Consider the following 21,754-nt stretch of genomic DNA (forward strand, 5'->3'; position numbering starts at 1 on the left):
GCGTCATTCTTCGATGGAGGTCAGGGGGGCGGACTCGCGCGGGCGCACGTGGTCGGCATCGAAATGGCAGGAGAACACCGAGCCCTTGCCGACTTCGCTTTCAATCTCCAGCCGTGCGTGGTGCAGGCCGAGGATGTGCTTGACGATGGACAGGCCCAGGCCGGTACCGCCGCTTTCGCGGGAGCGGCTGCTGGAGACACGGTAGAAACGTTCGGTCAGGCGCGGCAGGTGGGAGGCCGGGATGCCGTAGCCGGAATCGCGCACCGCCAGCACGGCACCGTCGCCTTCGCGGCGGAACTCCACGGCGATGCGGCCACCGGCCGGCGTATAGCGCACCGCATTGGTGACTAGGTTGGAGAAGGCGCTGTGCAGTTCCTTGGTCGAGCCCTGCAGGTCAACGCCGGCCAGGTCGTCGATGCTGATCTGGTGGCGGCCCTGGCTGTGCGCTTCGGCTTCGCGGCGCAGGGTCGCCAGCATCGGCTGCATGGCCACGGTCTCTTCCTCGCTGTGTTCCTGCGATTCGAGGCGCGACAGGGTCAGCAGGTCTTCCACCAGCTGGGCCATGCGCTGGCTCTGCTTGCGCATTTCTTCCAGCATCGGTCCGGTTCCCGGGAAATCCTCCGGGTCCATCATGTCCAGATAGCCGTGCACGACGGTGAGCGGCGTGCGCAGTTCGTGTGAAACGTTGGCCACGAAATCGCGGCGCACCTGTTCCAGGCGCAGCAGCTTGCTGACGTCGCGGGCGATCAGCAGCCAGTAGTCCGACGAATAGGGAATCAGGCGCAGGTTCAGGCGGATCGCCGGATCGACCGGCGAAGGCACGTCGAGGATCGGTTCGGCGTTGCGGCCGCCGGCCAGCCAGTGCGCCAGCGGCATCGGCTGCAGGCGTTCGACCAGGGCTTCGCCGAGGTCGCCGGGGTGATGCAGGCCGAGCAGGGCGGTGGCCGCTTCGTTGAACCACTGCACGCGCTGGCTGTTGCGGTCCAGCACCACCACCGCATCGGGCAATGCGGCGGCTGCAGCGCGATAGCTGCGCAGCATGTCCAGCAGGCGCCGCTTGCGCACGCGCATTTCCACCTGGTTGCGGTACAGCAGGCGGTCCAGCTCGTTCCAGACGCCGGTGCCTTCTTCGGCGGTATCCCAGCGCTGGCGCGCGGTCAGGCGCCGCAGCACGCTGCGCAGGCGCCAGTAATGCCATGCCAGCGTGGCCAGTGCGCCCAGTGCGATGCACAACCACAGATGGCCCGTGAACCACCCCACCAGTCCGGCGAACAGCAGTACCGCGGCAACGGTGGCCAGGGTCTTCAACCAGGCAGAGCGGATGTGGCGGGGCATTGCGATCTCGTCGTTGAGGTGCGGCGGTTCACTGGGGTGAACCGAGGGTTATAGCAGAGTTGCCGGCGCCGGCACCCGCAGGTGCGTGGCGCCGGCACGACGAGGCTCAGGTAGCAGTGGAAAAGCGGTAGCCGGCGCCGCGCACGGTCTGCACCATGTTTTCGGCATTGAACGGTTCCAGCGTCTTGCGCAGGCGGCGGATGTGCACGTCGATGGTGCGCTCCTCCACGTACACGCTGCCGCCCCACACATGGTCCAGCAGCTGGGCGCGGGTATAGACGCGCTCCGGGTGGGTCATGAAGAAGTGCAGCAGGCGGTATTCGGTCGGGCCGATCGGCACCGGCTGGTCGTTGGCGAACACGCGATGGGCGGCGCCGTCGATGCGGATCGGGCCGACCGCCACGCTGCCGTCCTCGTCGTCCTCGCGGGCACGGCGCATCACCGCACGGATGCGGGCCAGCAGTTCGCGCGCCGAGAACGGCTTCACCACATAGTCGTCGACGCCGGCTTCAAGGCCACCGACGCGGTCGTTTTCTTCGCCGCGGGCGGTCAGCATGATGATCGGCACTTCGCGGGTCAGGGTTTCCTTGCGCCAGCGGCGGGCCAGATCCAGGCCGCTGGTGCCGGGCAGCATCCAGTCCAGCAGGATCAGGTCGGGGACGCGGTCGGCGATGGCGGTCTGGGCCTCACGGGCGTCGCCGGCGTGGACCGGTTCGTAATCGCCCTTGCGCAGGGCGAAGGCGACCATTTCACGGATCGCGGGCTCGTCATCGACGATCAGGATGCGTTTCTGCACGAGGACACCGTAGGGCTCGGTTACTGGAGTGGTGCCAGTAGACTACGGTTTGATGACATGTTTGTGACTACCTGGCCGGAACCGGTCGGGATTGCCATCGGCCGGTCATGCAGCGCTCAGCGGCGGTCCAGGTCCGGGTCCTGCACGCCCTGCCGGCGCAGCTCCAGCACGGTGGGGGTGATCGCCTCGATGCGTGCATCCACCCGTGCCCGGCCTACGTAGTCCAGCGCCGGATTGCGCTTGAGCGCCTGCAGCTGCATCAGCGACTGTTCCGGCCGGCCGCTGAGGAAGGCCGCCTCGGCGTAGGCCTCGCTGGCACGCACGCTGTCGCCGGCCAATTCGCTGGCGCGGGCGTAGCGCTGCTGGAAGACCGGATCGTTACCGCTTTGCGACAGCAGGGGCCGCAGCATGGCCTGCGCGCGCTGGCCCGCCTCGCGGCTGCCCTGTTCGTTCAGGATCTCGGCATAGGTCAGCGCCACCGGACGGCTGTTGGGGTGCTGGCGCAGCAGCTGCTCGAAGCGGCTGTTGGCCTGGGCGGTCTGGCCTGCACGCGATTCGGCCTCGCCCAGCCCCAGAGCCAGCCACAGGTTGTCCGGGCGGGTCTGCAGCAGGCCTGCCAGGGTCTGCCGGGCCTGGGTGGCGCCGGCGCGACCGCTGCGCATCACCGCCAGCGCCTGGCCATAGCGCTGGGCATCGTTGAGGCCGTCCTTCTGGCGCTTGGCCAGATCGGCATACTCGCGTTCCAGCTCGGGGGGGGAATCCGCGCTGAGCACGCGCAGGCGCTCGCGGGCCCAGTCGAAGTCGCCACTGGCGCCACGGCTCAGCTGGCCCATCGGGATGCGCAGCACGCTGCTGGGCAGCAGCGGGTTGGTTCCGCGCAACAGGGGTTCGGCCAGGCTGGGATCGGCCGGGTCCACGCGCTCCCTTCGCTCGCCGCTGGGGGTGCTGGTGGTCAGCAGCACCGTGTCCTTCTTCATCTGGTCGGCGCGGGCCTTCGCCTCGCTGATGCGGGTGATGTTGACCGGATGGGTGCGCAGGAACTCGGGCACGCTGTAGCCACCCTCGTTGCCGCGCATCGCCGATGCCATCCGCTCGAAGAAGCCGGCCATGGCGTCCACGTCGTAACCGCTGCGCGACAGGGTGCGGATGCCGAGGCGGTCGGCCTCGGATTCGTTGGAGCGGGTGTAGTTGATCTGGCGCTGCTGCATCAGGCCCATGCCGGAACTGATCGCGGCCATCGTCGCGTTGCCCGAGGAGGTGCTGTTGCTGGCCTGTGCGGCTACCACCGCCGCCAGCATGCCGAGCAGGATCGGGATCTGGTCGCGCTGGGCACGCTCGACCCCGCGCAGCACGTGCTGCTGGGTGACGTGGGCGATTTCGTGCGACAGCACCGCAGCCACCTCGTCCTCGCGCTCGGCGGTCAGCACCAGGCCGGCATTGACCCCGATGTAGCCGCCCAGCGTGGCGAAGGCGTTGATCTGGCGGTCCTTCATCACGAAGAACGTGTAGGGCTGGCGAGGCTGGTCGCTGTTGGAGCCGAGCCGGGTACCCATGGTCTGCAGCCAGTCGTTGACCAGCGGATCGTCCAGCAGGTAGCCATAGTTGCGCAGCTCGCGCAGCATCATCGCACCGTACTCGGCCTGGCGGGCCGGGGTCAGCAGCTCGCCGGCCGAGGAGCCGATGTCGGGCAGCTTCTCCTGGGCCTGGGCGAGCGGCATGGCCAGGGCCAGGGTGACGGCGGTAGTCAGCAGCAGGGCTCGCAAGCAGAGGGTCCTCGGGCAGGGCGCGCCAAGCGTGGCAGGGTGGGGGGCAACCATTCGTTAATCCACAGTGTTGCGGCCGTGGCGTGGAAATTCCAGCGCACCGGTACCATATGTAGACCGTCGATCCATCGTGGAGTTTCCCGTGACAGCCCAGACCGCCGGCGGTGCCCCCGCCATCACCATCTATTCCACCGCCGTCTGCCCGTACTGCGTGGCCGCCAAGAACTTCCTGAAGAGCAAGGGCCAGCAGTGGACCGAGGTCCGCATCGACCTGGACCCGGCCGAGCGCGAGAAGATGATGGCACTGACCCGCCGTACAAGCGTGCCGCAGATCTTCGTCGGCGACGTCCACGTGGGGGGCTACGACGACATGATGGCCTTGCACCGTGAAGGCAAGCTCGAGCCGCTGCTGGCCGGGCAGGGCCAGGCATGAGCGCGGCCGACGACGGCAGCAAGGACCGCATCGCCGAGTTCACCGACTTCCGCAAGCGCATGAACGAACGCATCCTGGGCGAACCGAACCAGGTGGTGCGCCGCTTCTTCGCGCTGGACACGCAGACCTACCAGGCCGGCGCGCTGGACGTGAAGACCAAGGAACTGCTGGGCCTGGTGGCCTCCATGGTGCTGCGCTGCGACGACTGCATCAGCTACCACGTGGCCCAGTGCAAGGACGCCGGCGTGACCCGAGAAGAGTTCTTCGAGACCTTCTCGGTCGGCCTGGTGGTGGGCGGCTCGATCGTGATCCCGCACCTGCGCCGCGCGGTCGACTTCCTCGACCAGCTCGAAGGCGGCGCCGCCGCCCCGGAAGCGCACGAGCACTGAGGTAGCGCCGGGCCATGCCCGGCGGGTACCTGAACGAAAAGCCGCCGGGCGTGCGCGGGGAGAGGCCTTTCCCGCGATCCCCCAGCCCAGGAGCCCCCTTGTTGTTCAAGGGGGCGCGCCGACAGGCGCGGGGATAAGGCGGGATGCGCGGGCAAACCGCAGAGCGGTTTGCAGGGGCGCGCCGACAGGCGGGGGTAGAGGAAGAATGCGCGGGCAATTATGCCTTTGCCGGGGTCAGGACCATGGTCTACTTGGGTAGCCGGCCCCGGCTAAGGCATAATTGCCGGTGAAACTTCCTTTGCGCCGGCGTTTCCGGGCACGTCCGGACGGCGTTTTTCCCCCTGTTCGGAACATCGATCAATGACGCAGAAAATTACGGTCATCCGCGGCGACGGCATTGGCCCGGAAATCATGGACGCCACCCTGTTCGTGCTCGACCAGCTCAAGACTGGCCTGGAGTACGAAGACGCCGACGCCGGCCTGGTGGCCCTGGAGAAGCACGGCGACCTGATGCCGGCGGTGACCCTGGAATCGATCGCGCGCAACAAGGTCGCGCTGAAGAGCCCGCTGACCACCCCGGTCGGTGGTGGCTTCACCTCGATCAACGTCAGCCTGCGCCGCCACTTCGACCTGTACGCCAACGTGCGTCCGGCCCACACCTTCCCGAACACCAAGTCGCGTTTCAACAACGTCGACCTGATCACCGTTCGTGAGAACACCGAAGGCGCCTACCTGGCCGAAGGCCAGGAAGTGTCGGCCGACGGCGAGACCGCGTTCTCCGGCACCCGCATCACCCGCAAGGGCTCCGAGCGCATCGTGCGCTACGCCTTCGAGCTGGCCAAGAGCACCGGCCGCAAGAAGGTCACCGCCGTGCACAAGGCCAACATCATCAAGTCGACCTCGGGCCTGTTCCTGAACGTCGCCCGTGAAGTGGCCGCGCAGTACCCGGACATCGAGTTCCAGGAAATGATCGTCGACAACTGCTGCATGCAGCTGGTGATGCGTCCGGAACAGTTCGATGTGATCGTCACCACCAACCTGTTCGGCGACATCATCTCCGACCTGTGCGCCGGTCTGGTTGGCGGCCTGGGCCTGGCCCCGGGCGCCAACATCGGCAAGGATGCGGCGATCTTCGAAGCCGTGCACGGCACCGCGCCGGACATCGCCGGCCTGGGCAAGGCCAATCCGTGCGCGCTGCTGCTGGCCGCCGCGCAGATGCTGGACCATGTCGGCCAGCCGGAAAACGCCGAGCGCCTGCGCAAGGCCATCGTGGCCACCATGGAAGCCAAGGATTCGCTGACCGGCGATCTGGGCGGCACCGGCACCACCATGAGCTTTGCCCAGGCCATCGCCAGCCGCCTGTAAGCGGCCGGCGTTCCGGCCGGAGATCGTCTCAGCGATGTCCACTCCGGGCCTGCAAGCGTTGAAGACGGGCCGTCCTTGTACGGCCCGTCTGCGTTTTCAACTGCGGCTTTTCACCGACAGGATTTTTTAAGATGCCTGAGGCGGCCGTGTGGGTCGTGGCGGCCGTTGCCGTCTATGTTTTCGGCGTGGCCATCTACGCCATCTTCTACTGGCCGTGGTCCCGCGCCCAGCGCGCGCTGCACCGCCTGCGAACGCACGGGGCGCCCCTGCGCAGCATGCGGGAGAGCGAGGCGCGCATTCTGCGGTTGATCGAATTTCCGGCAGGATTGCCTGTGTATCTGCTTGAAGGCAGCTGCGCCGAGTTCGTGATCAGGAGCAGGATCTCTCCGGCCCAGCATGTGCAGACGCTGGCCGGCGTCCCGGTGAAGTATCCGGCGGGCCTTGCACGTGCCGTGCGCGCGGGCAGCAATACTGCTGAAGTGGTGCTGGGGCACGACCACGCGATGGTCGTGCGGCTCAATGGGGTCACGTTGGCCTAGTAGAGTCGAGCCATGCTCGACTGCTCCTGCGTAGTCGAGCAAGGCTCGACTCTACATAAAGCGGTCTGTGCAGAATTCGCACAGATGATGTGCTTGTGAATGGCTGGTTCGTGCGCCATCCGCTCCGCATCCTGTGCCCACTTCCATTGCACAGGAGTTGCCCCATGAATCTCACCGCCTTCGGTCTGGCCAGCCTGATCGGCATGGCCGCCACTACGCCGGTCGCTGCTGCCGAGCCGGCCCATCCCACCATCCGCCATATGGCGGGCGCGCCGGTCGCGACCTCGCTGGATGCGGCGAAGACCGCCGTGCTGGTGATCGACTTCCAGAACGAATACTTCGACGGCAGCGCTGCGCCGGGCTTCGCCGGTGGCCGCATGGTCATCCCCGATGGCGTGGCCGCACTGCGGCAGGCGAAGCGGGTGGTCGAGTTCGCCGATGCCCACGGCATCCGCGTGATCCATGTACAGCACGTGTTGCCGCCTGGTGCGCCGCTTTTCGCGCAGGGCAGCGTCAATGCCGCCTTCCATCGCGACCTGCAGCCGCGCAAGGGCGAGACCGTGGTGCAGAAGGACAACGTCAGCGTGTTCGCCGGTGACTCGGCCGCAGTGCTCGACCAGGTGCTGAAGGATGCCGGCATCGACACCCTGATCGTCACCGGCCTGCAGACCCATGCCTGCGTGGCCGGTGCTGCGCGCGACGCGGCGGCGGCTCCGCGCGGCTACCGGGTGATCGTATCATCCGATGCCAGCGCCAGCCGCGACCTGGACCTGGCCGGTGGCCAGCGCATCGATCATCGCGCGCTGCATGACGCATCGCTGGCGCAGATCGTAGACGCCTTCGGTGATGTCATGAGCACCGACGCGATCCTGGCGCTGCCGGTGCGCAAGGCCAGCGACGGCGCTTGATAAGCTGGCGGGGCCCGTATGCCGCGGGCCCCGCCACGTGGAGCCAGTTGCCGATGGATCACTTCGCCGCCCTGCGTGCGCTGCGCGCCATCGTCGACGCAGGCAGCTTCACTGCGGCTGCCGAACGCCTGGGGACTACCCACTCGGCGATGTCACGGCAACTGCGGCAGCTGGAAGAGCACCTGCAGGTGCGACTGCTCGATCGCAACAGCCGCCGGCTGTCACTGACCGAAGCCGGTCGCGACTACTACCGCGAGGCGGGAGCGCTGCTGGATCGCCTGCAGGAAGCAGATGATCGCGTGCGTGCCGGGCAGGCGCAGCCCAGTGGCATCGTACGCATCAGCGTGCCGCAGGTCGTGGCCAGCCAGGAGTTGCCGCATTGGCTGCCGTCGTTCCTGCAGCGCTACCCGCAGGTCGCGCTTGACCTGTCGGCGGATGATCAACTGGTCGATGTCGTCGGTGGCGGCTTCGACCTGGCGCTGCGCATCGCGCCTTCCTTGCCGGACAGCCAGCTGGTCGCGCGCGAGCTGGCCAGCTGTCCACGCATCCTGGTCGCGGCGCCGGCCTACCTGGCGCGTCATGGCCTGCCGCGTCAGGCATCGGATCTCGCGCAGCACACGCTGCTGGGCTTCAGTCCCACGCCTTCAATGCTGCCCTGGCAGCTGCAGGGGCCGCACGGTGCCAGTGCGAGCGTCGAGGCCGGGCAACGCCTGCGGGTGGATGCGACGCCAGCGTTGTACGCCGCCGCGCTGGCTGGCATGGGCATCAGCCTGTTTACTGCGCTGACCGTGCAGGAGGACCTGCGTGCCGGTCGATTGATCCGCGTGCTGCCCGCCTGGCATGCCGGGCAGCGAAGCTACTTCGCGCTGTATCCGCATGCGCGGGCATTGGCGCCGAAGGTGCGCGCGCTGGTCGAGCACCTTGCGGCGCACTACGCTGCGCAGGTGGGCGCGGCAGGGTAGCCGCGCGACAGCAACCGAGGTGGTGATGGAGTCGGTGTATCTGCTGGTCGCGCTGGGCGCGATCGTCGCCGGATTCGTGCAGGGCCTGTCCGGCTTCGCCTTTGGCATGGTGGCGATGTCGTTCTGGGCATGGGGACTGGAGCCACGGCTGGCGGCGACGCTGTCGGTGTTTGGTGCGCTGGTCGGGCAGCTGGTCGCGGTGTTCACCGTGCGCCGCGGTTTCAACCTTCGCCTGCTGCTGCCGTTCGTGCTGGGCGGGCTGGCGGGCATTCCGCTGGGCGTGATGGTGTTGCCGCAGCTGGACATGGACTGGTTCAAGGCGCTGCTGGGCGGCTTCCTGGCGCTGTGGTGCCCGGTGATGCTGATGGCGCGCTCGTTGCCTCCGGTCCGCGTCGGCGGTCGTCTCGGTGACGCGATCGCTGGCATGGCCGGTGGCGTACTCAGTGGCATCGGCGGCTTTGCCGGGCCGGTGCCGACGTTGTGGAGCACCCTGCGAGGCTTCGGCAAGGACGAACAACGCGCGGTCATCCAGAACTTCAACCTGGCGATGCTGGCGGTGACCATGGCCACCTATGTCGGCAGCGGCCTCGTGAGCCGGCAGATGTTGCCGTACTTCGCCATCGTGGCACCGGCCATGCTGGTGCCGACCCTGCTGGGCGCGCGGGTCTATATCGGCATCAGCGAGGCACGCTTCCGGCAGGTCGTGCTGGGCCTGCTGACCGCGTCAGGCATCGCGTTGCTGGCGTCGTCGCTGCCGGTACTGCTGGCGCGCTGAGGGAAGAACGAAAAAAGGGCGCCACGAAGGGCGCCCTTTGTCGTCTATGACATGTTTCGGTTCAGCGCTGCTGGATCTTCGACAGCAGGCGCAGGAATTCAACGTACAGCCAGACCAGGGTCACCATCAGGCCGAATGCGCCATACCACTCCATGTACTTCGGTGCACGCTGGGCGACACCGGTTTCGATGAAGTCGAAATCCAGGACCAGGTTCAGCGCGGCCACGACCACCACGAACAGGCTGAAAGCAATGCCCAGCCAGCCGGAGTCGTGGATCACCGGCACGTTGATGTTGAAGAAGCCCAGCACGAACGATGCCAGATAGAGCAGGGCGATGCCGCCGGTGGCTGCAACCACGCCCATCTTGAAGTTCTCGGTGGCCTTGATCAGGCCGCTGCGGTACGCGAACAGCAGCGCGAACAGGGTGCCGAAGGTCAGCAGCACCGCCTGGAACACGATGCCCGGGAACTTGGCGTTGAACACGGCCGAGATGGCGCCCAGGAACAGGCCTTCCACCAGCGCATACATCGGCGCGGTGACCGGCGACCATTCCTTCTTGAAGACGGTGATGAGCGCCAGCACCAGGCCGCCGATGGCGCCGCCCATGGCATACAGCCTGGCACCGGGCAAGACCTGACCGTAGTCATCGATGGTCTGGTTCCAGGCGAAAGCGGCCGTCAGTACGGTCAACAGCAGCAGGAAACCGGTCTTGTTGACGGTGCCGTTGAGGGTCATGGCCTGGTCGGGGCTGGTCACCACCGAGCCGCTGGCGAGGTCGAGGAAGGTGGACTCGGAAAGAGCCGGGTTGCCGCTGCGCATACGCGTTCTCCGTGCGAATGAGGTTCAGGACGGCCATCCGGCCGATGGGTGTGAGCATAGCCGATGACCGCTTTCGGCGTTGTGGCAGGCGCCGGATCTACGCATCCTGCGTTGACAGTTCCCAATGCGCTTGGCGACAATGACCAGCTCCCCGGGCATGGCCCGAGGGGATCGCAAGACCGGGGTATAGCGCAGTCTGGTAGCGCGCCTGCTTTGGGAGCAGGATGTCGGGGGTTCGAATCCCTCTACCCCGACCAATCCCACATCACGTCGGATTGGACACCGTTCCGGTTCGGGCGCCCGTAGCTCAACTGGATAGAGCACCGGCCTTCTAAGCCGGCGGTTACAGGTTCGATTCCTGTCGGGCGCGCCATTGGAGTCAGTGATTTATGCGCTCACGTCCGTGAACACCGGTTCCCATTCGATGGTTGCGCAATCCTGGGTGGCGAGCATTCCACCTTCCTCTTTTCCGATGAAAGATGCCCTTTGTATGGGGTGCCGTCGCACGGCGTGATGTCATGCAGGTTGCGGTTGACCGGCATCTGGCGACGATCGGCTCACTCCGCAGGTGCTTGAGCAGCGCTGCCTGGGATGGGGCAATGCGCCCGGCAACGAAAAAAGGCCAGCGCTATGCGCTGGCCTTTTCCATGTCGCGATGGGTGCACTCTGGTCGAGTGCACCCCGGATGGATCACATCTGTTCCAGTTCGCCCACCCGCACCTTGCCGCCACCGCCGCAGTTGCCATGGCAGCCGCCGCTGATCGGGCCGCTGCCGCCGCCACCACCGCCGCCGCCGCCGCCGCCGCCGCCACCGCCGCCGCCACCGCGGGAGTTGGGCGGGAGGACGGTCGAAATCACTTCGCCGGAGTCGAAACCTGCACCTCGCCACGTGTAGTTGACGCAGGAAATACCGTTGCAGACGGTCAGGACATCGCCGGTCTGGACGCGTGTCTGGGCTGTCCAGACCGTGGTCCGGCCGTCATTGAGCTTCTGGACCTCTTGGGAAAGCTGCTGGTTGGTCACCGGATCGGGATACGGGGTTGTCAGCGTGCATCCGGCGGTGCAGTTGATGACGCCAGGAAGCTTTTTCGCTTGAAGGCTCCCGGCCGCCATGAACAGCAGCACGCCTGCAATGGCGGGAATGGAGTTTCTACCAAGCGAAGGGATAATCCCAATCAGTCTAGCTTTCACAATAGGTCCTTATCGTGGGATGCAACAGTTCTTGAAGATTTCGTTCGATGAAATGCGGGCTTTCTCTTTCTCTTGGCTGCTCAGGTTTTTCTCATGGTTGGCAATGTCAGTGGTGGTGGCAAAACGTGGGTCCAGCCGGTTGAGGACGCGGGTGTACGCTAGGGCCGCAACGGGATCCGCAGGAACGATGCCGCCATAGGTGTAGGCCATCGCCATGTCGCTGATGACATTGACGTTCCCTTGTGATTCCAGTTCGCGCAGATATCCGGTGGCGGTGTCCTTCCACGCCTCGAGCGCCGCGGGATCACGGATTGCGTCATCAAGCGAACCGATGACTTTCTCCGGCGATCGCGAGTAAGCGCGCATCGCTTCCTGCGAGCCCATGGCGGCGGCCTTCGAAAGCCAATCGGCGTGATAGATGTCCTGATCCAGAGCCAGCGACTCGCACTCTTTGAGGATTCGTTCCGATCGCTCCAGGAACCAGTTGCCGGACCCGACCGTGGTGGCTGAATCCGCCAGCTTGTCAGCGCGATCCGAGATGAAGGTCTGGCACTGCTCGATGGTTCGATAGATTTCGTAGGTTGCCGTGGCATCTCCGGATTCGGAGCGCAGCATCAGTTGCTTGACGTGGGCGAGCGCGTCACCGGGAGGCCGGAACTCATTGCCTCTTACGATCTCGTAGGCTTTGGGGCCCACCGCCTTGTACGAGCCCGGCGGGATCTTGTTGTCCCGCTCCAGCCTCTGCGCGGCCGCCGCACCTGACGCCGGAGGCTGCCTTCCCTGGTCGGGCCTTTCATCAGGGCTGCCACTGTTCCCGGATTCCTCTGCCGTGGCATCGGCAGCTGGCTGCTGCCGGTAGCCGTACATTGCAACGGCTGCCACTGCCAGCACCGCTGCCAGCGTGACGAATCCGATTAGCCGCTTGCTCATCTATTGATCTCACCTTCATTGCAGGAACCGGCATGGTTGCAAACGTGCGCCTCGCGTTCCATGTCCTGCAGCTAACGTTGTATGAATGGATCTCCCCCATTCCCGTTTGAGATTCATTCACGATTCGTTCACCAATCGTTCACGCCGTAGGGAGTGCGTCCGACCATGGCGAGCTGTTTGCCTGCGCCTGACCTTCGGCGCAGGCGGCACGCACCTTCTGGCGCTCGGCATGAGATGCAGTTTGGAAAGGCGCGGGAGAGGTAGAGCAGGTGCTGGCCGAAGTGCATCGTCTGCGCAGTTGCCAACGGCGGCTTACCCTGTACTGCGGCGGTGTCACCTCGCTGGCGTTGACTGGCCTGCTGACGGGGCGACGGACCAACGCAGTGCGTCGATCGACGTGATCGAAACGATGTTGCCGATGGACAGCGGCGGCCGATGTTCTCGGCCGAAGATGAGCGCTTGCACGCGCAGGTGTGCAAGCCATTACGCGTCGTGTGTTTCCTGGCAGGACGCAGTCGCACAATGCGATGTTTCAGCTGCTCGACGGAGCGAGCCAGCCGCGCCAGCAGTTGCAGGTCACGCTGAAGGGGGAGGCCACGCTGTCATTCCTGGACGAGCATGGGGACGCCGTGCGTGTGATCTCGGCGGAGCAGCTCTGATCTCCTGTTCCGGCCCCTGCACATCAATGTGAAGAAGTGCTTGCAATTCCTTCGCGACTCCCGGAAAATGCCGGACTCGCTTCGGGGGACGGACTTCTGGTTCCGCCCGGTAGCAAAGCATCAAGTTCCAACGTCAGCCTCATCGGCGGTGGAGCGAAAGTTTCAGTGGTGGCTGTAGCTCAGTTGGTTAGAGTACCGGATTGTGATTCCGGTGGTCGGGGGTTCGAATCCCCTCAGCCACCCCACTGATTCAACCGCATCGGCGCAGCCGAAACGGTATTGCAATAAACAGAAAGCACGTTACAATGTGCGTCTGAGTTTCACGGGCCGTTAGCTCAGTTGGTAGAGCAGTTGACTCTTAATCAATAGGTCCAAGGTTCGAATCCTTGACGGCCCACCAAGACGGAAGCCACCTGGTACCCCAGGTGGCTTTTTTCTTAATAGGTGTGACTCCCATCGTTCCGATGGATCACAGGTTGCAGAGCCCCGCCTGGCTGTGGAGCTGCAACGCAGCGGGACCGCAGTGCTGGTTTCAACGATGTTGAAAAAAGTGCTTGCACCCACCGGGCGGATCGGGTCATAATTCGCGCCCCGATTTCGGGCTGTTAGCTCAGTTGGTAGAGCAGTTGACTCTTAATCAATAGGTCCAAGGTTCGAATCCTTGACAGCCCACCAGACGAAAGCCACTTGGTCATCCAAGTGGCTTTTTTCTTGTCTGCGCGCCGGGTTGCGCTTCATCCACGCATGGTGTGGATCTGCTGAAACGGCGCATGGCGTGGATCTACTGAAGCGATGCTGAAATCAGGGTCATACGCGTCATCAGTGTTTTCAATGCTGTGCGCTGCTTCTCACCGCATCCTTCCTCCATCGCACCCAATGGATCTTCCGCGCCGAAGGCGCATGCACGAAGGAAGATGTTGATGGCTGATATCAATCGATTGCACCGCACGCTGTGGGTTCCCTTCGCGTTGATGGCGCTGGCTGCCTGCGCGCCGGCCAATGATCCCGCGAAGACCGTCGAACGCGATGCGGGCACGGAGAGCACTCCGGCGCGCCCGGTGGGTGACGCCATGCAGATGCAGCCGGCTCAGCCTGCGGAAGGGGAGGTCCTGCCCGACGCGGTGGACGTGCAGCGCAATGCGGACGGTTCGGTGGATGTGCGCAAGGTCGTGCCGGAGTCGGTGGCCCTGCGCCGTACCGACGACGGGGGCGTGGAGATCCGCAAGGGCGATGCGGCCGCCGAACAAGCAGGCATGGCACCGGCGCGCGCTGTACCGCAGCAGTAAGCCGCAGTCGTCCTGGCGGACGGTGCGCCCGCCGGGGCGGCAGCGATGCAGGGGCCGCGCGCATCGCGGCAGATTCAGTTTTGTGCAGGCCTTCCGCTTCCAGCCCCCGCCTGCGACAATGAACGCCTGAGCCGGCCACGCGAAAGTGGCGGAATTGGTAGACGCCCTGGATTTAGGTTCCAGTGAGGGTGACCTCGTGCGGGTTCGAGTCCCGCCTTTCGCACCATCTGGCCGAGCACAGATTGCCTAAGTGATTGAAAAATAAGCTGGCGACGGTCAGTTGTCCTATTGGATTCCCGCTTTGGCAATTGATCCCTGTCTCGGAACGTCACCTGTTCCGTTCGAGGCGGCTGGGAGGCGGAACTGCTCCAGTGCAGACATGCCTTGGAGCGATTGCTCGGCCAGTACCTTCGCGTAGACCGCTGAGGTGGTCTGGATGTCGCGGTGTCCGAGCCACTCCTGCACGAGCTTGATGTTGCCGGTCGCCAGCAGCAGCCGAGTGGCGCACGTATGGCGGAGCGCATGCGGTACGCACTCCTTCTCGGAAGCGAGATGTGTCCCCTTGATGGCCCATTGCCACAGCCGGTCGGCGCGCGTGCGATTGAGCATCGTGAAGGGGCCGTCCGATGTGGCCGCCAGGGCGTCCTTGCGCCGCTGTAGAACCTCGGCGACACGGGCGGTGCAGGGTAGGGTGCGGGGACGCCCCTTCTTGAGCGTAGCGTGCCGCCAGAAGCGGACGTGGAGCCTTCCGCCCTGATCGACTACTTCGGACCACCGGATGCCGATGGCCTGGCTCATGCGGCAGCCCAGGTCGGCGAGGCACACGAACAGGTCGCGGTAGTCCGCCCCGTCGCGCACCCGTGGGTGCCCTCCGGCAGGGCCGTTCGGGAGCGTGTCCCACTCCAGCAGCCGCGCCAGGATCAATTCCTCGTCCTCAACGTTCAGGACGAACGTGCGTGCGTTGTCCCTCTCGTCGGCCAAGCTGTACTCGGGCAGCTCTCCCAAGAACCGGCCGGCCTTCCTCTCGCGTTTCAGTAGGGCAAGGAGGCACTGCATCTTGCGGTTCACGGTGGCGGGAGCCGCCTTGTCGGCGAGCATGCGCTGCGCCATGTCGTTGACCGCGGCCTGCGTGATGTCGTTGATGGGCGTTTCCTCGCCCAGGTAGCTCTGGACCACCTTGCAGTTGGTACGCACGGTGTCGATGGACCGGAGCTTGCCCCAAAAGTTGCGGTCGTCCAGCGCGTCGTCCATCGCGTCCTTGAGGGTGCGCTGGCGGACCTTGGCCTTCGCCACGGCCATCTGCACCGACCGGGACTTGCCCCGAATCAGCTCCCGCAGCGCGTCCTCTGCAATCTCGGGGTCGTCGCGCAGGGCGTCGAGGACCGCCTGCTCCTTGCGCTCGGCTGCCACGCGGTCGCGGGTGCCGGTGGACAAGCGCACGCGCCGGTATCCCTCCTGCACGTCGAGCATGTAGTAGCGCTTATCGGGCGCACCCGGCTTGGGCGCGGTCCCTTTGAGGCGAAGGGCCATGTGTATCTCCAGAAATGAAAAAGGCCCGCACTAGGCGGGCCTCGGGGCACAACGGGGTGTTGGGGGTTAGGCGGCTGCGACGCGCGCCGTCACCTTGCGGTTGACACGTTCTGCGAGCGAAGCCAGCCAGTGCAGCGCCTTGGTCGTCGGGAAGATCAGGTTGCGCTTGCGGTAGGCGGGATCAGGGCGCTGCTCTAGGAAGTCAGGCCCCGGCTCGCGGTTACGCTTGATAGACGACAGGTCGAGCACATTGCGGCTCACTGCGGAGGGAGAGAGTCCGCCGAGGACGCGCTCAAGGTCCACCTGCTGAATGCCCGGCTCGTCCACAACGGCGAGTAGGGTGAGGATGCGGGTGGCGGTGATGTCCTCGTCGATCTCTTCCCGGAAGGCTGACAGTGCGGTTGTGAGAATGGCCGTCAGTTCTTTCTGCGAGAGATTCATGGTGCGCTCATTTTCCGTAAGGGGATGGTTCCCCCTTGGGAAACCATCAGGGTCTATCTTGGAGCCGCAATGTAAGGATTACAAGGCCCAAGCCAATGTTGATGGCATTCTTGCCAATTTTGTCCATCCAGAAACCACGCTGCCAAGGCGTGGGGGAGGGGTCGATTCCGATCTCATATCCAAAGGCTTTCACGAACAGGTCCAGGTACTTCTGCCCTGCGAAGGGGCCGTCCTGTCCCCTGCTCACGGCGTTGTAATGCGCCGCCACCCCCGGCTGCGCTCCACAAAAAGGTCTTACGTTTCAGTGTTTTAAGAACGGTAGTGCCAGCATCGCCGCCAGGGTCACAATGGCCCCGACCACGGATGCAAAAAACAGTCCTTGCCCTACGCGGACTACCGCGCTGGCTATTGTCCGTCTCACCGTACTCATAGACTGAGAACGCCCCCCTGGTCGTCTGCGGATGCGCAGCCCGACAGCATGACGCTGCCGTCGGGCAGACTACAGGCCACAATGATGGCGCGTCCGTAGGAATCAAGTACCACGGGAGAGATTGATCCCGACTGGTGCAGTGAAGTCATGGCCGCGGGGTCTCCGTTGGGGCCGCGGGTGGGACCGGATACGACACCCGCCAGCCACAGTCCTCGGGGACGACCGAGAACTGGACGCGCTCGTTGAGTAGGCCGAGCATCGCGCGGAGAGCGCCGCGCTTCTCGTTATGGTCGAAATTGATGGTCCGAATCATTCGGGCACCTCGTAGGTCCGTTCATGCAGGACCAAAACCTCCCGCTCGAATACCAAGAACGGGCCGAACTGGTGGACGCGGAGGGCCACGTTGACGATCACCAGGGTCGAGTTTGCGGTGAAATCTGCGTTACGCATATGTAAGTCTCCTGTTATGCAAGTGCTACAAATGGAACAATGAGTGCCAAATATCGAGATTGGCCTTATGATTAGGGCTGAAGGGCGTGATCGCCACTCCCGACCCCAAGGACCGTTCGATGATTGACCCCCGCGTAGAAGTCGCCATTACGGCCCTTCACCTAGTCGTATGGGTGTGGACTAGCTCGGTGCCGGCGCATCGCACATACCTGTATTGGCGCAGGGTCTTGCGGAAGCGGCGTTAGCGGCTCCAGAAGTAGAAGCCGCTCACCTCAAACGCGTCACCGTTGAGCCGCATGTCGCGGCCATAGCTCTCGTAGTCGAAGTAGCGGGAGAGGGCGTCGGGCACGCCGTGGAGAAGCCCCGATTCGTCCACATAGTTCTCGGCAAAGTCGGCCCAGCTATCGAACTGGCCCACGTAGGCTTCGTGGAACTGCTCCACGGTCACATCGTCGAGGCCCTCGTGGTCGCAGAAGGCCGTGTAGGCAGCGCGTTCGGTGTCGTTGTGCAACTCGTCCAGCCGCTCTTGCAATGCGCACAGCTTGTCCAGGTCGGGGTGCTCGCCCCAGGTATCCCCGAACACGTCGTCGTAGTCGTGGACGGCCCACTCCTCGGCGCTGGCGACCTTGCCGCTTCCGCCACACGCCGTGCATTCCGCCCCGCCGAATACTCGGGGGACGTATGTGGTTCCAGTACCGCCGCAATCCGGGCAATCAACGGTCACGTTCGGGTGCGGCGACTCGCGCAGGATGCGGGCAATCTCATCGCGCACGTCGTCGGCGTCGCGTCCCTCCAAGTCGATCCACTCGCCGTGCAGGACGCCAGCGTTATATGAGGCAAGGCAGGCAACGTAGATTTGCATGGTGTGCTCCAGAAATGCGAAGGCCCGCACTAGGCGGGCCTCGGGATCAGGGGTGGTTATCGGTCAGTGCGCCCAATCGGGCTTGACGTTCAGCAGGTAGGCGGCGGCCACTGCGCGGGCGGTGTCCTCGTCGGCCACGTCGGCAATCCACCACCAGCGGTCCTTACCGGCCCAGCGGTAGACGCCCCAAAACTGCGCGGCCATCGGTGCGCAAGGCTCGACGCTCCCGTCGAACTCTTGGCGGGGACCGTAGGAGACCGATCGGTCGCCCAGGGTGACCAGCTTGTCACCGGCAGGTACAGCCAGCTCGTTGTCATTGCTCATTGCGACAGGCCCTTTGCGTGTTCGATGGCGCGATCCAGTGCGCCGGGGATGTTGTGAAAAATGCCGTGGCGTGTCGAGTGGGTGAGGCCGATTTTGTAGACCTCAAAATGGTTCGGCCCCTTGCGCAGCACCCATGCCTTTTCGGTCTCGAACAAGATGTCCTCCTCGCGGTAGCTCATCGCGCGGCTCCCATGCCCTCGGCGATCCATGCGCGGGCCTGCTGCTCGGCGCGGGCCACGCCATCGGCGGTCTCGTGGTTGATGCCGTTCCTCGACAGCCACCCGCCCAGCGGGTCGGCGATGTCGTAGGCCCAAACGCCGCTCCACTGCTCGCCGACCTCCTGCCAGAGGCGGTGCAGCATGCGCGCCACCTCGACAAGAAATTCGGAGTCCTCAATGCCCAGCGGCGCGGTGCTCATCGGCTCGGGCCACGTCCACCCGCTCGCCAGCTGCGCGAGGTCGATGGGGTCGAAGTCGGTATCCCTGATTGCGCGGTTGACCACGGTGGCGAACTCCTCGGCTTGCTGCGGCGTCATCGCGGTCGCCGCCAGTTGTTCGTGATAGCGCCCCGGCTGTGCCAGGAACACGTTGCGGGTTCCGTAGGTGCGCAGTTCCATCACAGCACCCCCAGCCCGCGCAGCACCGGCATCACCAGCGCGTTGGTCTCGTCGTTGTCGCTCCAGTCGCTCGCGGCGTCGTCCCCGTTCTCCCAAATCAGGAGCACAAACCCCGCCTTTGTTGCGTCCGGGCGGTAGAACCGCAGGTGATCGTGGTCGGTAGAGGCGAGGGCCTCCAACACTTCTTGCCGGTCGCGGCTGTGCCGCACCGTGGTTTCTTCGCCGTCGTAGACGCCGAGCGAGTAACCAGCGGCGAGGGCGGCATCCACCAGCGCCACGGCTATGCGCTTCGCGCTCTCGGGGGCGTAGTTGTCGAGGTTCATGGCTTTCTCCGGGCAACAAAAAAGCCGCCTTGCGGCGGCTGATGGGTTCGGGTTAAGCGCGGAGCGCGTCGCTGCACAGGGCTTCCGGGTATGACGAGTCGCGCATTGGCATGACGATCAAAGACGCGCACCTGATGCTCGGATCGGTGATGCCGCCAATACCGAACATGGCCGCCACGTCGCCGCCAGTCACCGGAATCAGTGAAGTGGCCTTGCCGCCGAATGCCTTGCAAATTACACCGGCCGCCTTCACTACGCCTTCGAGGACGGCAGGCGCGAATCCGGACAGCTTGAGTTCGTTCGGCTTGGACACCGCAGCACGCCAGTCCGGGTAGGTTCCATCAACGGCAGCAAACTCAATGGCCTGGCCTCCGCGCTCCGCCTTGAACCGGCTGGCATCGCCCACGGCGCTGAAATAGACATCGCCCTTCATCTTGGCGACCAGCTCGCACGCATTGCGCGGCACGATGATCTTGCCAATGTCCCACGGCAGGCTGGTACGCACCACAAGCATGCGGTGGCCGTCTGTAGCAACGATGATCGCACCATCGGCGTGCGACTCAATCAGCACGCCATTCAAGTAGAAGCGAACGTCATTCTTGGGGGCCACATGCAGAGCGGCGGCGATCAGGGCGGAAGGAATTTTGTTCATAGCTTTCTCCGGGCAACAAAAAAGCCGCCTTGCGGCGGCTTCGGGGGATTGGGGTAGGGCGCTGTTAGAGGAACAGCTTGGTCAGCGTGACGATGCCAGCCACAAAGGCCGTGGCGACCACCAGCGGATACCACCGGGTCTCCATCATCAGCTTGTCGCTCTCGCGGTTGATCTTGCGAATCTCAGCGGTGAGCTTGCGCACTTGCAAGTCCTCCAGTGGTCCATTGGTGCTCATGGTAGCTCCAAAAAAGACCCGCCGTCACACGTCGGCGGGGTGTGGAAAACCGGGTTGACGAAAGGGGATCAGATGACAACGGGGGATGGACAAGGCGCAACTTGGGTGCGGTTCTTGTGTGCCTGGCGCTCCCGCTCGTTGAGTCGGGCGCGGTGCTCGCGGATGCCGCGGCGGATGCAACCGGCCACGTAGTAGTCGCGGGCGGTCATATCAAACGGGATCATCGTCATGGGTTGCTCTCCAGTGAATCGGACCACCAAAACGCCCCATCACAACGGTAGGGGCGCTTTGGCGGTCAGACTCATGCTCGTAAGGCATGGAATCTGACCGTCGCCAGCTTCCGGGAGCGCCTCCAGCTCGCCTAGGAATCCCGTACAGATGGCCCCGCTCTTTCTGGCGGTGACCCGGTATCCGTGGCGGCCTTCATCGGCCCTTACACTTCCCGGCGCGGCTAGTGTTCCCAGCTCCCCGCGTTCTGCCGTGGGCGGCGCTCCTGCCTGCCCCTTTCCTACTGTCCCGACCGCACCCTGCGGCCGTTGTTCGATGGTGGGCATTATGCCCTTTTGCTCCCGGTTTGTCAATCACTCCCGGTAGGGGGATGGTTGAGCCGGACGTTACCTGCGGTGCGCTTAGGGGCCTTTGGGGCTAGTCCTCAGTGCTGGCGGGATAAGCTCTAGGTGCTGTCGATCCATCGGTCGCACGTCTGTCGCCGCCTTTTCCGCTGCCGCCGTGTTGCTGGCGACGGGTATAGATTAGATCAATCCCCGCATGGCTGTCAATACCCCGATGGCAACGATTTTGGATGGTCGCAGGGAGCGCCTAGCGCGCGCGTGGGGAGCTTCTATAGGCGGGGCGGTAGGGGTGCCCGTGGCGGGCCTTGCGTGGGCCGTGGTGGCGCATTGGCTGGCCGTGGTGGGCGGCAGGTGGGCATAGGCCGGGCAGGGTGTGCCGAGGTGGTCGGCAGGTGTGCCGAGGTGGTGCCGAGGTGGGCGCGTGGCGGTCAGGGCAAAAAGACAGATAGGGACAGACAGGGGCGCGAACGTTTGAGCGCGGATGTCCGCAGGTTGCCCAGGTATCGCATGGGATTGCCTAGGCACTGGATACCTAATCCGGTGGTTCACCTTTGGAATCAGTAGGTTAGCCGAGGTGGTGACGCCGCAGGTGACGCGAAGGGGGCGCATCGTGCCTTACGCTACAGGGGGCGACCCCCTACGGGGGGTGATCGCGCCGTTCCAAGTAGTTGGATACTCCTTCGGAAATTTGCCGCAAACCTTTCGACCACCTCTGTCACTTCGAGGAGACGTTATGTACGCCCGCCGATACACGATAAGAACCGCTACCGCGATCACCGTCCTGGCCTTAGTGCTCGCAGGACTCCCTGCCGCGTACTTTCAGACCGGCGTAAGGAGCGCTGAGGAGTTGCGTTCCTGGAACGAGCAGATCATCGAGAACGACGCCTCGCCGCAGGTGTTGGTTGATGAGGCGGTGCGGACGTTTGACGCCGCGACGAATGACCTCATCAGCAACCGCAATTCCCGCAACCTGTTTCTCCAGCTCGCTTTGGGCATCCCGGCGCTCGCTTGGATTGGTGCGGGCGTGGTGCTATGGGTCATCAAGGATGGGACGGAGGTCTAGTCCGCCGCAGTGGCACCCAAGGAGGACAGAGGAACACCCCAGGAGTGCATAGGAGAACTGTAGCTCTACTTGATGGTGAATACCAATGAATAGAACTCTATAGTC

At 64.5% G+C, this 21,754-nt stretch carries 27 protein-coding genes and 6 tRNA genes; 16 read left to right on the forward strand and 17 right to left on the reverse strand.

The features are described 5' to 3' along the window. Positions 1-3: 3 nt before the first annotated feature. The 3 genes from phoR to V3B46_RS14520 all read right to left on the reverse strand — a co-directional run bounded on the left by phoR (position 4) and on the right by V3B46_RS14520 (position 3,894). On the reverse strand, positions 4-1,335 hold the full coding sequence (phoR, locus tag V3B46_RS14510) for a phosphate regulon sensor histidine kinase PhoR (protein ID WP_032129078.1): 1,332 nt from the start codon (positions 1,333-1,335) through the stop codon (positions 4-6). A 106-nt stretch (positions 1,336-1,441) separates the two neighbouring features. After that, complete coding sequence (gene phoB / locus V3B46_RS14515; RefSeq protein ID WP_005408258.1) at positions 1,442-2,131, reverse strand: phosphate regulon transcriptional regulator PhoB; 690 nt, start codon at positions 2,129-2,131, stop codon at positions 1,442-1,444. 116 nt (positions 2,132-2,247) lie between these two features. Then, complete coding sequence (locus V3B46_RS14520; protein WP_489686294.1) at positions 2,248-3,894, reverse strand: M48 family metalloprotease; 1,647 nt, start codon at positions 3,892-3,894, stop codon at positions 2,248-2,250. 142 nt (positions 3,895-4,036) lie between these two features. Here V3B46_RS14520 and grxC point away from each other — a divergent pair, with 142 nt between their 5' ends. The 7 genes from grxC (at position 4,037) to V3B46_RS14555 (ending at position 9,265) form a co-directional block, all read left to right on the forward strand. Continuing rightward, positions 4,037-4,327, forward strand: a complete 291-nt coding sequence (grxC, locus tag V3B46_RS14525; RefSeq protein ID WP_004154541.1) for a glutaredoxin 3 — start codon at positions 4,037-4,039, stop codon at positions 4,325-4,327. Next, positions 4,324-4,716, forward strand: coding sequence for a carboxymuconolactone decarboxylase family protein (locus V3B46_RS14530; protein ID WP_046986956.1), 393 nt, complete (start codon positions 4,324-4,326; stop codon positions 4,714-4,716). The genes grxC and V3B46_RS14530 overlap by 4 nt, the downstream gene beginning before the upstream one ends. A 360-nt stretch (positions 4,717-5,076) precedes the next feature. Then, complete coding sequence (locus V3B46_RS14535; RefSeq protein ID WP_329892230.1) at positions 5,077-6,081, forward strand: isocitrate dehydrogenase; 1,005 nt, start codon at positions 5,077-5,079, stop codon at positions 6,079-6,081. Between the two features lie 131 nt (positions 6,082-6,212). Continuing rightward, positions 6,213-6,620, forward strand: a complete 408-nt coding sequence (locus tag V3B46_RS14540; RefSeq protein WP_329892231.1) for a hypothetical protein — start codon at positions 6,213-6,215, stop codon at positions 6,618-6,620. 164 nt (positions 6,621-6,784) lie between these two features. After that, complete coding sequence (locus V3B46_RS14545; RefSeq protein ID WP_329892232.1) at positions 6,785-7,528, forward strand: cysteine hydrolase family protein; 744 nt, start codon at positions 6,785-6,787, stop codon at positions 7,526-7,528. A gap of 53 nt (positions 7,529-7,581) precedes the next feature. Further along, complete coding sequence (locus V3B46_RS14550) at positions 7,582-8,490, forward strand: LysR family transcriptional regulator (protein WP_329892233.1); 909 nt, start codon at positions 7,582-7,584, stop codon at positions 8,488-8,490. A gap of 25 nt (positions 8,491-8,515) precedes the next feature. Continuing rightward, positions 8,516-9,265 carry a sulfite exporter TauE/SafE family protein gene (locus tag V3B46_RS14555; RefSeq protein ID WP_329892234.1) on the forward strand — a complete coding sequence of 250 codons (750 nt, stop codon included), beginning with the start codon at positions 8,516-8,518 and terminating at the stop codon, positions 9,263-9,265. A gap of 61 nt (positions 9,266-9,326) precedes the next feature. Here V3B46_RS14555 and V3B46_RS14560 read toward each other — a convergent pair whose 3' ends face one another. Continuing rightward, the gene (locus V3B46_RS14560) at positions 9,327-10,085 is read right to left on the reverse strand and encodes a Bax inhibitor-1/YccA family protein (protein ID WP_329892235.1); all 759 of its coding nucleotides are present in this window, start codon (positions 10,083-10,085) and stop codon (positions 9,327-9,329) included. 180 nt (positions 10,086-10,265) lie between these two features. Here V3B46_RS14560 and V3B46_RS14565 point away from each other — a divergent pair. Both V3B46_RS14565 and V3B46_RS14570 read left to right on the forward strand, forming a co-directional pair. Next, positions 10,266-10,342: transfer RNA gene (locus V3B46_RS14565), tRNA-Pro, on the forward strand. A 39-nt stretch (positions 10,343-10,381) separates the two neighbouring features. Next, positions 10,382-10,458: transfer RNA gene (locus V3B46_RS14570), tRNA-Arg, on the forward strand. 317 nt (positions 10,459-10,775) lie between these two features. Here the strand turns inward: V3B46_RS14570 and V3B46_RS14575 are convergent. Beyond that, entirely contained in the window at positions 10,776-11,276 is a 501-nt protein-coding gene (locus V3B46_RS14575; protein WP_329892236.1) for a hypothetical protein, read from the reverse strand. A gap of 9 nt (positions 11,277-11,285) precedes the next feature. After that, the gene (locus V3B46_RS14580) at positions 11,286-12,206 is read right to left on the reverse strand and encodes a hypothetical protein (RefSeq protein ID WP_329892237.1); all 921 of its coding nucleotides are present in this window, start codon (positions 12,204-12,206) and stop codon (positions 11,286-11,288) included. Between the two features lie 527 nt (positions 12,207-12,733). Between V3B46_RS14580 and V3B46_RS14585 the strand changes: the two genes are divergently transcribed. From V3B46_RS14585 to V3B46_RS14610, 6 genes are all read left to right on the forward strand, one after another. Further along, complete coding sequence (locus V3B46_RS14585) at positions 12,734-12,865, forward strand: hypothetical protein (RefSeq protein WP_329892238.1); 132 nt, start codon at positions 12,734-12,736, stop codon at positions 12,863-12,865. Positions 12,866-13,033: 168 nt separating this feature from the next. Further along, positions 13,034-13,110, forward strand: a tRNA-His gene (locus V3B46_RS14590). 79 nt (positions 13,111-13,189) lie between these two features. Then, a tRNA-Lys gene (locus V3B46_RS14595) sits at positions 13,190-13,265 on the forward strand. Between the two features lie 199 nt (positions 13,266-13,464). Next, positions 13,465-13,540, forward strand: a tRNA-Lys gene (locus V3B46_RS14600). A gap of 245 nt (positions 13,541-13,785) precedes the next feature. Beyond that, positions 13,786-14,151 carry a hypothetical protein gene (locus V3B46_RS14605; RefSeq protein ID WP_329892239.1) on the forward strand — a complete coding sequence of 122 codons (366 nt, stop codon included), beginning with the start codon at positions 13,786-13,788 and terminating at the stop codon, positions 14,149-14,151. A 139-nt stretch (positions 14,152-14,290) separates the two neighbouring features. Then, positions 14,291-14,377, forward strand: a tRNA-Leu gene (locus V3B46_RS14610). Positions 14,378-14,436: 59 nt separating this feature from the next. Here the strand turns inward: V3B46_RS14610 and V3B46_RS14615 are convergent. The 11 genes from V3B46_RS14615 to V3B46_RS14665 form a co-directional block, all read right to left on the reverse strand. Then, a complete protein-coding gene (locus tag V3B46_RS14615; RefSeq protein ID WP_049417433.1) occupies positions 14,437-15,681 on the reverse strand; it encodes a tyrosine-type recombinase/integrase in 1,245 nt (414 codons plus the stop codon). 66 nt (positions 15,682-15,747) lie between these two features. Then, the gene (locus V3B46_RS14620) at positions 15,748-16,122 is read right to left on the reverse strand and encodes a helix-turn-helix domain-containing protein (protein WP_005412378.1); all 375 of its coding nucleotides are present in this window, start codon (positions 16,120-16,122) and stop codon (positions 15,748-15,750) included. Between the two features lie 739 nt (positions 16,123-16,861). Then, complete coding sequence (locus tag V3B46_RS14625) at positions 16,862-17,002, reverse strand: hypothetical protein (RefSeq protein WP_005412379.1); 141 nt, start codon at positions 17,000-17,002, stop codon at positions 16,862-16,864. A 241-nt stretch (positions 17,003-17,243) separates the two neighbouring features. Continuing rightward, a complete protein-coding gene (locus tag V3B46_RS14630) occupies positions 17,244-17,864 on the reverse strand; it encodes an antirestriction protein ArdA (RefSeq protein ID WP_329892240.1) in 621 nt (206 codons plus the stop codon). A gap of 63 nt (positions 17,865-17,927) precedes the next feature. Then, entirely contained in the window at positions 17,928-18,188 is a 261-nt protein-coding gene (locus tag V3B46_RS14635; protein ID WP_032961791.1) for a hypothetical protein, read from the reverse strand. Continuing rightward, the gene (locus V3B46_RS14640; RefSeq protein WP_032961794.1) at positions 18,185-18,367 is read right to left on the reverse strand and encodes a hypothetical protein; all 183 of its coding nucleotides are present in this window, start codon (positions 18,365-18,367) and stop codon (positions 18,185-18,187) included. The genes V3B46_RS14635 and V3B46_RS14640 overlap by 4 nt, the downstream gene beginning before the upstream one ends. Beyond that, on the reverse strand, positions 18,364-18,804 hold the full coding sequence (locus V3B46_RS14645) for a hypothetical protein (RefSeq protein WP_005412383.1): 441 nt from the start codon (positions 18,802-18,804) through the stop codon (positions 18,364-18,366). The genes V3B46_RS14640 and V3B46_RS14645 overlap by 4 nt, the downstream gene beginning before the upstream one ends. After that, complete coding sequence (locus tag V3B46_RS14650) at positions 18,804-19,127, reverse strand: hypothetical protein (RefSeq protein WP_005412384.1); 324 nt, start codon at positions 19,125-19,127, stop codon at positions 18,804-18,806. Before V3B46_RS14650 ends, V3B46_RS14645 begins: the two co-directional genes overlap by 1 nt. A gap of 52 nt (positions 19,128-19,179) precedes the next feature. After that, positions 19,180-19,779: a DNA polymerase III subunit beta family protein gene (locus tag V3B46_RS14655; protein ID WP_005412385.1), complete on the reverse strand. Its 600-nt coding sequence runs from the start codon at positions 19,777-19,779 to the stop codon at positions 19,180-19,182. A 64-nt stretch (positions 19,780-19,843) separates the two neighbouring features. Then, positions 19,844-20,014, reverse strand: a complete 171-nt coding sequence (locus tag V3B46_RS14660; protein WP_004154558.1) for a hypothetical protein — start codon at positions 20,012-20,014, stop codon at positions 19,844-19,846. Between the two features lie 68 nt (positions 20,015-20,082). Further along, a complete protein-coding gene (locus V3B46_RS14665; protein ID WP_154267699.1) occupies positions 20,083-20,244 on the reverse strand; it encodes a hypothetical protein in 162 nt (53 codons plus the stop codon). A gap of 1,189 nt (positions 20,245-21,433) precedes the next feature. Here V3B46_RS14665 and V3B46_RS14670 point away from each other — a divergent pair. Beyond that, positions 21,434-21,649, forward strand: coding sequence for a hypothetical protein (locus tag V3B46_RS14670; protein ID WP_005412386.1), 216 nt, complete (start codon positions 21,434-21,436; stop codon positions 21,647-21,649). Positions 21,650-21,754: the final 105 nt, after the last annotated feature.

It is taken from the genome of Stenotrophomonas sp. SMYL11, from assembly GCF_036320005.1.
Taxonomy (GTDB): Bacteria; Pseudomonadota; Gammaproteobacteria; order Xanthomonadales; family Xanthomonadaceae; genus Stenotrophomonas; species Stenotrophomonas maltophilia_A.